This is a genomic window from Bradyrhizobium sp. SHOUNA76, from assembly GCF_023006445.1.
Classification (GTDB): Bacteria; Pseudomonadota; Alphaproteobacteria; order Rhizobiales; family Xanthobacteraceae; genus Bradyrhizobium.
In genome coordinates, this window is sequence record NZ_JALBHA010000319.1 from 1 (window position 1) to 7,660 (window position 7,660).

Here is a 7,660-nt window from a genome sequence, read left to right on the forward strand (position 1 = left end):
CGCCGCGCGCTCGCAGGGAGCGGCTTCGCCAGCGATCACCGCGCCGCAATCGACACCGACGCAAGGCGGTGAGCCATCGAACGCAATGCCCGCGACATCAGGCTTCGAGACGGTCACGGCCAATGTCGAGCGCGCTGCCAAGGCCTCGGGGCGTGACGCGCTGCCCGAGACGACCAAGGTCATCGTGATCCAGCAGGAGACCCATCTGCCGCCGGCGCAGTTCAACGCCCCGCAACAGGTCGCCAACGCGGTCGTCGCCGAGCTGAACGACACCGCAAGCCCTGCCGCGGCCGCAGCACCCGATCTCGCAGCGTCCCAGACCAACGCCCCGGATCAGCCGCTCAAGATCCTGACCATCAATCTCGAGCCGCCCGCGCTCGGTAACGTCACCGTGCGCCTTCGTCTCGTCGGCACTGAAGTGTCCGTTCATCTTGCGGCCGAGCGCAAGGACACCAGTCAGATGCTGGACCAGCAGCGCGATCAGATCCGCGATCTCATGCAGTCGGCGGGCTATGTCGCCGACGTCGCGCCCGTCCAGCACGGCTCGATGGACGGATTCCAGAGCGGCTCCGGCCAGTCGCAGCCGCAGCTCTCGGGCCAGCAACAACCCTCCTCGCAGTCGCAGGGCACGTTTGGCGGCGCCGGCACGTCGTCGGGGCAGTCCGACGGCGGCGCCAGACAGGCCCGGCAGGAGCGCGAGTCCAATCAGGAGACGCGTCATGACCAGGACATGGGCCAGCAGAATCGTCGCGGCCCTGTTTATCTGTAACGCTGGCACCGTGGCAGCAGCGACTGACAACGCGCGCCCGTGCGAGCGCGAGATGGCGCGCGCGGCCCAGCAGCATGGAATTCCGCTCGGCATTCTCTATGCGGTCGGCCTCACCGAGACCGGGCGGCGCGGCGCGCTGCATCCTTTCGCGCTCGGGGCCGACGGCCAGACCGTGTTCGCCAAGGGCATCGACGACGCAATGGCGAATTTCGAGGCGATGCGGGCCAAGGGGATCAAGTTGATCGACCTCGGTTGCATGCAGATCAACCACTATTATCACGGTGATAAGTTCGTTTCGGTACGTGCGATGTTCGATCCCGCCAGAAACGTCGACTATGCGGCGCGCTTCCTGAAGGAACTGAAGCAGCGCGAGGGCAGCTGGACCATGGCGGTCGCGCGCTACAATGCCGGTCCCAATAACCAGCCGGCGCAGAAGCGCTACGTCTGTCACATCGTCGCTCATCTCGTATCGAGCGGCTTCGGCGCGTGGACCGACAAGGCGCGCTCGTTCTGTCAGCCCAAAGCAACCTGATGTTATGAGCTGAAGCGACAACTGACGGGACGACGACAAGTTGTGCATCGCTCCCAATCATCAGCCCCGCGCAAGCAAGAACCCCCATTGTAGCTGCAACCTACCAAAGGAGCCCACTTCATGAGCCTGTATGGTGTTATGCGCACCGGCGTTTCCGGAATGAACGCGCAGTCCAACAAGCTGTCGACGGTCTCGGACAACATCGCTAACGTCAACACGACTGGCTACAAGCGGGCTTCGACGGAGTTCTCCTCGCTGATCCTGAAGAGCGGCTCCGGCAACTACGACTCGGGCGCGGTCGAGACCACGGTCCGCTATGCCATCTCCGACGCCGGCAACTACCACTTCACGACGTCGACGACGGATCTTGCGGTCCAGGGCAACGGATTCTTCGTGGTGCAGGACGCCAACGGAAACGACTTCCTGACCCGCGCCGGCGCGTTCGTGCCCGACAACACCGGCAACCTCGTCAATACAGCCGGCTTCCAGCTGATGGGCTACAATATCGCGAACGGCGCCGCGCCCACCGTCGCCGCCAACGGCTTCGGCGGTCTTCAGGTCATCAACGTCAACCAGATGGCGCTCCAAGCTGCGCCGTCGACCAAGGCGACCGTGGCCGCCAATCTCGATCCGAGCGCAACGGCGATCGCAGCGCCGGCAGGGCCCGCCAACTACACGTCGAAGACGTCGATGGTGACCTACGACAACATCGGCAAAGCCGTGACGCTCGACGTCTACGCCGCCAAGACCGGCGCCAATACCTGGGACATCCAGGTCTACAACGGTGCAACAGCACTGACGACGGCCGGCCCCACGACCACGTTCACCTTCGACGTCACCGCGGTCGGCAAGGGCAAGTTGGCCGCGGCGAGCCCGACGGCGCTCTCGGTCGCGATCCCTGGCGGTTCAGCAGCCTTCAAAATCGATCTCTCGGCGATGACCCAGGTCGCCGCCGCCTTCGACTTCAAGGCGACGGTCGACGGCAACGCTCCGTCCGCCGTCGAGAAGGTGAACATCGACGACAAGGGCATCGTCACCGCCGTGCTCAAGAACGGCACCACGTTGCCGAGCTTTCAGATCGCGCTCGCCACCGTGCCGAGCCCGGACCATCTGACGCCCGAAGTCGGCAACGTCTATTCGCCCAATTTGGAGTCCGGAAACGTGCAGGTCGGCCTCGCCGGCCAGGGAGGTCTCGGCACCGTCAAATCCGGCGCACTGGAAGATTCCAACGTCGATCTCGCGGACGAACTGACCTCGATGATCGAGGCCCAACGCGGCTTCACCGCGAACTCGAAATCGTTCCAGACCGGCGCCGACCTGCTGGACGTCGTCGTCAACCTGAAGCGCTGAACTCTTCAGCGCTCGTTTCGGGCAAGAGCACGTCATGTCCATTACCGCCGCTCTCAACTCCGCCCGCTCCTCGCTCATGGCGTCGGGCATCCAGTCGGCGACGATCTCGCGCAACATCGCCGGGGCCAGCGCCCCCGGCTATTCGCGCAAGCTCACCATGCTGGACAATTTCCCCGGCACCGGCGTCTATGTCGCGGCGATCCAGCGCGCGGCCTCTTCCGGCCTCTACAGCAACGTCCTGATCGCGACCTCGTCGTCCGCCAAGCAGAGCGTGATCTATGACGGTCTGCAGAAGATCGCGGCCGCGACGGTGGACGATCCCGAACTCGAACAGTCGCCCACCGCCCAGCTCAACAAGCTCAAGCAGGCGCTGCAGCAATACGCCAACTCCACCGACAATGCGACCCTGGCTCAGGCCGCCGTGACGTCCGCCAAGGACATGGTGACCGCACTCAACCAGGCCACCAAGACCGTGCAGTCGGTCCGCGAGGGAGCTGACGTCGACATGGCGACGTCGGTCGCCAACATTAATCAGCTGCTGACCCAGTTCCAGACCGTCAATACGGCAATCGTGAAGGGCACGATTACCGGCGACGACGTCACCGACTATCTCGACCAGCGCGACAGCATCGTCTCAAGGCTGTCGCAGGAAGTCGGCGTCACCATGTCGCTCCGTCCCAATGGCGATGCGGCGCTCTATGCCGACAGCGGTGTCGTACTGTTCGACAAGACCGCGCGGACAGTGAGCTTTGCGCCGACCAACGCCTACACCGCCGGCACCACGGGCAATGCCGTCTTCATCGACGGCGTGCCGGTGACCGGGGCGAATTCCGTCATGCCGCTCAAGTCCGGCAAGCTCGCCGGCCTTGCCCAGCTGCGCGACAAGGACACGGTCACGTATCAGGGCCAGCTCGACGAAATCGCGCGCGGCCTGATCGATGCCTTCAAGGAAAGCGACCAGTCAACTGTCCCGACGCTGGCGGACAGGCCCGGCCTGTTCACCTATCCCGGCGCGCCGGGGATGCCCGCGAGCGCCACGATCTCGGTCGGCCTCGCCGGTACGATCGCGGTTGCCGCCTCGGTCGATCCGGCCGCGGGCGGAAACCCGAACCTGCTGCGCGACGGTGCGATCAGCGGCGTTCCAGCGTGTAATTACAACACGACCGGCAACGCCGGCTTCTCGACGCGGCTCCAGCAGCTCATCAACAACATGAACGCACCGCAGCCGTTCGACGTCACGGCTCAAGGCAAGCCGAGCGGCAGCGTGATCGAGTTCGCCTCGTCCTCGGCGAGCTGGATCGAAAGCCATCGCAAGACTGCCGACGACAACGTGCAGTACCAGAACACGCTGCTCGACCGCAGCACCGCGGCACTGTCCAACGTCGCCGGCGTCAACATGGACGACGAGATGTCGCTGATGCTCCAGGTCGAGCGCACCTATTCGGCGTCGTCGAAGATCATCTCGACCGTCGACGAGATGTTGCAGAGCCTGCTGGCTGCCGTGGGGAATTAAGTCATGATGAGCGCCAACTACATCTCGACCCTGATGCTGTCGTCGTCGTTGAGGTCGTCGATCACGAACAACCAGGCTGCGCTGACCAAGGCCTCGAAGGAAGCGACCACCGGCCGTTTCGCCGATATCGGCCTCGAACTCGGCACAGGGACGGGCCGCGACGTGGCGCTGCGGGCCGATTTCAACTTCGCCGATCAGCTGGTCGACACCAACGAGCTGGTTTCGGGACGCCTCGACGTGACCCAGAACCGGATCACGCAGCTCGGCACGACCGCCTCGGAATTCCTCAAGAACCTGATCGCGGCCCGCGACGCCGACAGCGGCGCGAAGATCATCCTCCCGAGTGCGTCCGCCAACCTTCAGGACCTCATCGGAGCGCTCAACGTCTCCTACAATGGCTCATATCTGTTCGGCGGCATCAATACGCAGACCGTGCCGGTCACGAACTACACGGCCGGCTCGGCCAGCAAGAACAAGGTCGATGCGGACTTCCTGGCAACGTTCGGCTTCTCGCAGTCTGCGGCCGGCGTCGGCACGATCACGCCGGCGCAGATGCAGAACTTCCTCAACAATACGCTCGACCCTGAGTTTGCAAGCCCGGCCTGGAACACAAACTGGTCGGCGGCCACGGACCAGACGCTGTCGAGCCGCATCTCCACGACCGAGGTGGTCGACAGCTCCGTCAGCGCCAACCAGCCCGGCTTCCGCAAGCTGGCCGAGGCCTACACCATGCTCACCGACCTCGGTAACACCAGCCTGAGCAAGGACACGTTTCAGGTCGTCGTCGACAAGGCCATCGGCCTCGTCAGCGGCGCGATCAACGATCTCGCCGTGCTCGGCGGTACCGTCGGCTCGATCCAGCAGCGGGTCACCGGCGCATCCGAGAAGCTGAAGATCCAGAAGGACATCCTCAACAACCAGATCGTGAAGCTGGAGGCGGTCGATCCGACCGAGGCCTCGGTCCGCGTCAACACCTTGCAGACCCAGATCAAGACGGCGCTCGCGCTGACCTCGCAGCTGCAGCAGATCAGCCTCATCAACTATCTCTAAAGTCGGGGCTCGCAACCTTTGTCCTGTTATTCGGTCTCCTGCGCAGAGTGGTTCTGATGACGTTTGAAGCCTATGAATCCGTCGTCGACGAGAGTGGTTACGAGGCGCGGGGCCGCGAGCGGCAGGCGCTCAGCCTCGGCATCGACCGGCTCGAACGTCTCCAGAAGGGCCTCTTCAGCCTCGAGGATCTGGTAGAGAGCCTGCTCTATGTGCGGCGGCTGTGGACCATCTTCATCGAGGATCTCTCGCACCCGGAGAACGGGCTGCCGGAGAAGCTGCGCGCCGACATCATCTCGATCGGCCTGTGGGTCGTCAAGGAAGCCGACCGCCTTCGCGAGGAGCGATCGAACGACGTGATGCAGCTGATCGAAATCAACCGCCTGATCCGAGACGCTCTTTGATGAAAGTCTCCTTGCGGGCGGGCGAACGGATCTACATCAACGGTGCTGTGCTTCGCGTGGACCGCAAGGTCTCCGTCGAGCTCGTCAACGACGTGATGTTCCTGCTCGAAGGGCAGGTGATGCAGGCCTCCGACGCCACCACGGCGCTGCGGCAGCTCTACTTCATCGTCCAGCTCATGCTGATGAACCCGACCGACATCCGCGATGCCGCGGCGCTTTACGCGCAGCATCACGCGGCCCTGTGCGCCGTGTGCGAGAGCCGCGAGATGCTGGACGGACTTGGCGCGGTCGACGAACTGGTCGAGGCGACCCGCTACTTCGAGGCGCTCAAGCGGATCCGGGCCCTGTTCCCGGTGGAACAGGCGATCCTGGCCGGCGCCGCGACCCATTCCCCATTCGAGGCTGCCTGACAGCGGAGAGAGTTACATGAACGTCCCCAGCGCGACCGACGCGACCGGCAAGTCCAATTCGGCCGGCCCCACCACGACGACGTCGAGCAACGGCGTCGACTACAATACGTTTCTTCAGCTTCTCGTCGCCGAGATGAAGAACCAGGATCCGACCAATCCGATGGACACCTCGCAATATATGAGCCAGTTCGCCCAGCTCTCGACGGTCGAGCAGGCGATGCAGACCAATTCGAAGCTGGACGCGCTGCTGTCGTCGCAGTCGTTGTCGCAGGCCAACGGCCTGATCGGGAAGACGGTCAGCTTCACCGACTCCACCGGCGCCAGCTTCAGCGGCAAGGTCGTTTCGGTCGCCATCAACAGCGACGGCTCCATCGCGACCCTTCAGGACGGCACTAAGGTCGCGGTCGGGCCCGGGCTTACGATCAGCCAGTCATGAACGAACGGGACGCTCTCGATATCGTCCAGGCGGCGATCTGGACCATCATCGTCGCCTCCGGACCCGCGGTCGGTGCCGCGATGCTGGTCGGCACCGTCATCGCGCTGATCCAGGCCCTGACCCAGATCCAGGAGGTGACGCTGACCTTCGTTCCGAAGATCATCGTCATTCTGCTGGTCGTTGCCGTCTCCGGCTCCTTCATCGGCGCCCATCTCTCCACATTCACCGAGATGGTTTATTCGCATATCGAGCGCGGCTTCTGATCCGCGCGAGCCTCGGCCACCACCCCCGCGTAAGCTTTGCGCGGCAGATTGCGAACCGGACCCCTCTGCCGGTGACCCATGGCCGATACGTTAGCTGCTAGCCTGCCGACCCCACGACGATTGGGGGCCGACGCTTTCTTCGCCGGCGGCATCGTGGCCATGCTCACGATCCTGTTTCTGCCGATCCCGCCCATCCTGATCGATCTCGGTCTTGCGTTCTCGATCGCGCTGTCGGCGCTGATCCTGATGGTCGCGCTGTGGATCCAGCGACCGCTCGACTTCTCGGCTTTCCCGACCGTGCTGCTGATCGCGACCATCCTGCGCCTGGCGCTGAACGTCGCGACCACCCGTCTGATCCTGTCGCGCGGCGGGGAGGGTGAGCAGGCCGCCGGCCACGTCGTCGCCGGCTTCTCCAAGTTCGTCATGGGCGGCGACTTCGTCATCGGCCTGATCATCTTCGCCATTCTCGTCACGGTGAATTTCGTCGTGATCACCAAGGGTGCGACGCGCATCGCCGAAGTCGGCGCCCGTTTCACCTTGGACGCCATTCCCGGCAAGCAGATGGCGATCGACGCGGATCTGTCCGCCGGCCTGATCGACGACAAGGAGGCCCAGCGCCGGCGCCGCGAGCTCGAAGAGGAGAGCGCGTTCTTCGGCGCCATGGACGGCGCCTCGAAATTCGTCCGTGGCGATGCCATCGCCGGCCTGCTCATCACCGCGATCAACATCTTCGGCGGCATCATCATCGGCGTCACGCATCACGGGTTGACGCTGTCGCGCGCCGCCGACGTCTACACCAAGCTTTCCGTCGGCGACGGTCTGGTGTCCCAGATGCCGGCGCTGATCGTGTCGCTGTCGGCGGGCCTTCTGGTCTCCAAGGGCGGCACCAGGGGGTCGGCGGAGCAGGCGGTGCTGCGGCAGCTCGGCGGCTATCCG

At 64.2% G+C, this 7,660-nt stretch carries 10 protein-coding genes; all 10 read left to right on the plus strand.

Annotation, left to right across the window (positions count from 1 at the left end):
• A partial coding sequence (locus MOV74_RS25825) for a flagellar hook-length control protein FliK (protein WP_246929178.1) occupies positions 1–769 on the plus strand: 769 nt, incomplete at its 5' end.
• Positions 720–1,301, plus strand: coding sequence for a transglycosylase SLT domain-containing protein (locus MOV74_RS25830; RefSeq protein WP_246929179.1), 582 nt, complete (start codon positions 720–722; stop codon positions 1,299–1,301). The genes MOV74_RS25825 and MOV74_RS25830, both read left to right, overlap by 50 nt.
• A 120-nt stretch (positions 1,302–1,421) precedes the next feature.
• On the plus strand, positions 1,422–2,651 hold the full coding sequence (locus MOV74_RS25835) for a flagellar hook protein FlgE (RefSeq protein ID WP_246929180.1): 1,230 nt from the start codon (positions 1,422–1,424) through the stop codon (positions 2,649–2,651).
• 34 nt (positions 2,652–2,685) lie between these two features.
• A complete protein-coding gene (gene flgK / locus MOV74_RS25840; protein WP_246929181.1) occupies positions 2,686–4,164 on the plus strand; it encodes a flagellar hook-associated protein FlgK in 1,479 nt (492 codons plus the stop codon).
• 3 nt (positions 4,165–4,167) lie between these two features.
• A complete protein-coding gene (locus tag MOV74_RS25845) occupies positions 4,168–5,214 on the plus strand; it encodes a flagellar hook-associated family protein (protein WP_246929182.1) in 1,047 nt (348 codons plus the stop codon).
• 56 nt (positions 5,215–5,270) lie between these two features.
• Positions 5,271–5,615, plus strand: a complete 345-nt coding sequence (gene flaF / locus MOV74_RS25850) for a flagellar biosynthesis regulator FlaF (RefSeq protein ID WP_246929183.1) — start codon at positions 5,271–5,273, stop codon at positions 5,613–5,615.
• On the plus strand, positions 5,615–6,025 hold the full coding sequence (flbT, locus tag MOV74_RS25855) for a flagellar biosynthesis repressor FlbT (protein ID WP_246929184.1): 411 nt from the start codon (positions 5,615–5,617) through the stop codon (positions 6,023–6,025). The genes flaF and flbT overlap by 1 nt, the downstream gene beginning before the upstream one ends.
• A 16-nt stretch (positions 6,026–6,041) precedes the next feature.
• Positions 6,042–6,461: a flagellar hook assembly protein FlgD gene (flgD, locus tag MOV74_RS25860; RefSeq protein WP_246929185.1), complete on the plus strand. Its 420-nt coding sequence runs from the start codon at positions 6,042–6,044 to the stop codon at positions 6,459–6,461.
• Entirely contained in the window at positions 6,458–6,724 is a 267-nt protein-coding gene (fliQ, locus tag MOV74_RS25865) for a flagellar biosynthesis protein FliQ (RefSeq protein WP_246929186.1), read from the plus strand. Before flgD ends, fliQ begins: the two co-directional genes overlap by 4 nt.
• A gap of 78 nt (positions 6,725–6,802) precedes the next feature.
• Positions 6,803–7,660 (plus strand): FHIPEP family type III secretion protein (locus MOV74_RS25870; protein ID WP_246929187.1); only part of this gene is annotated, 858 nt, incomplete at its 3' end.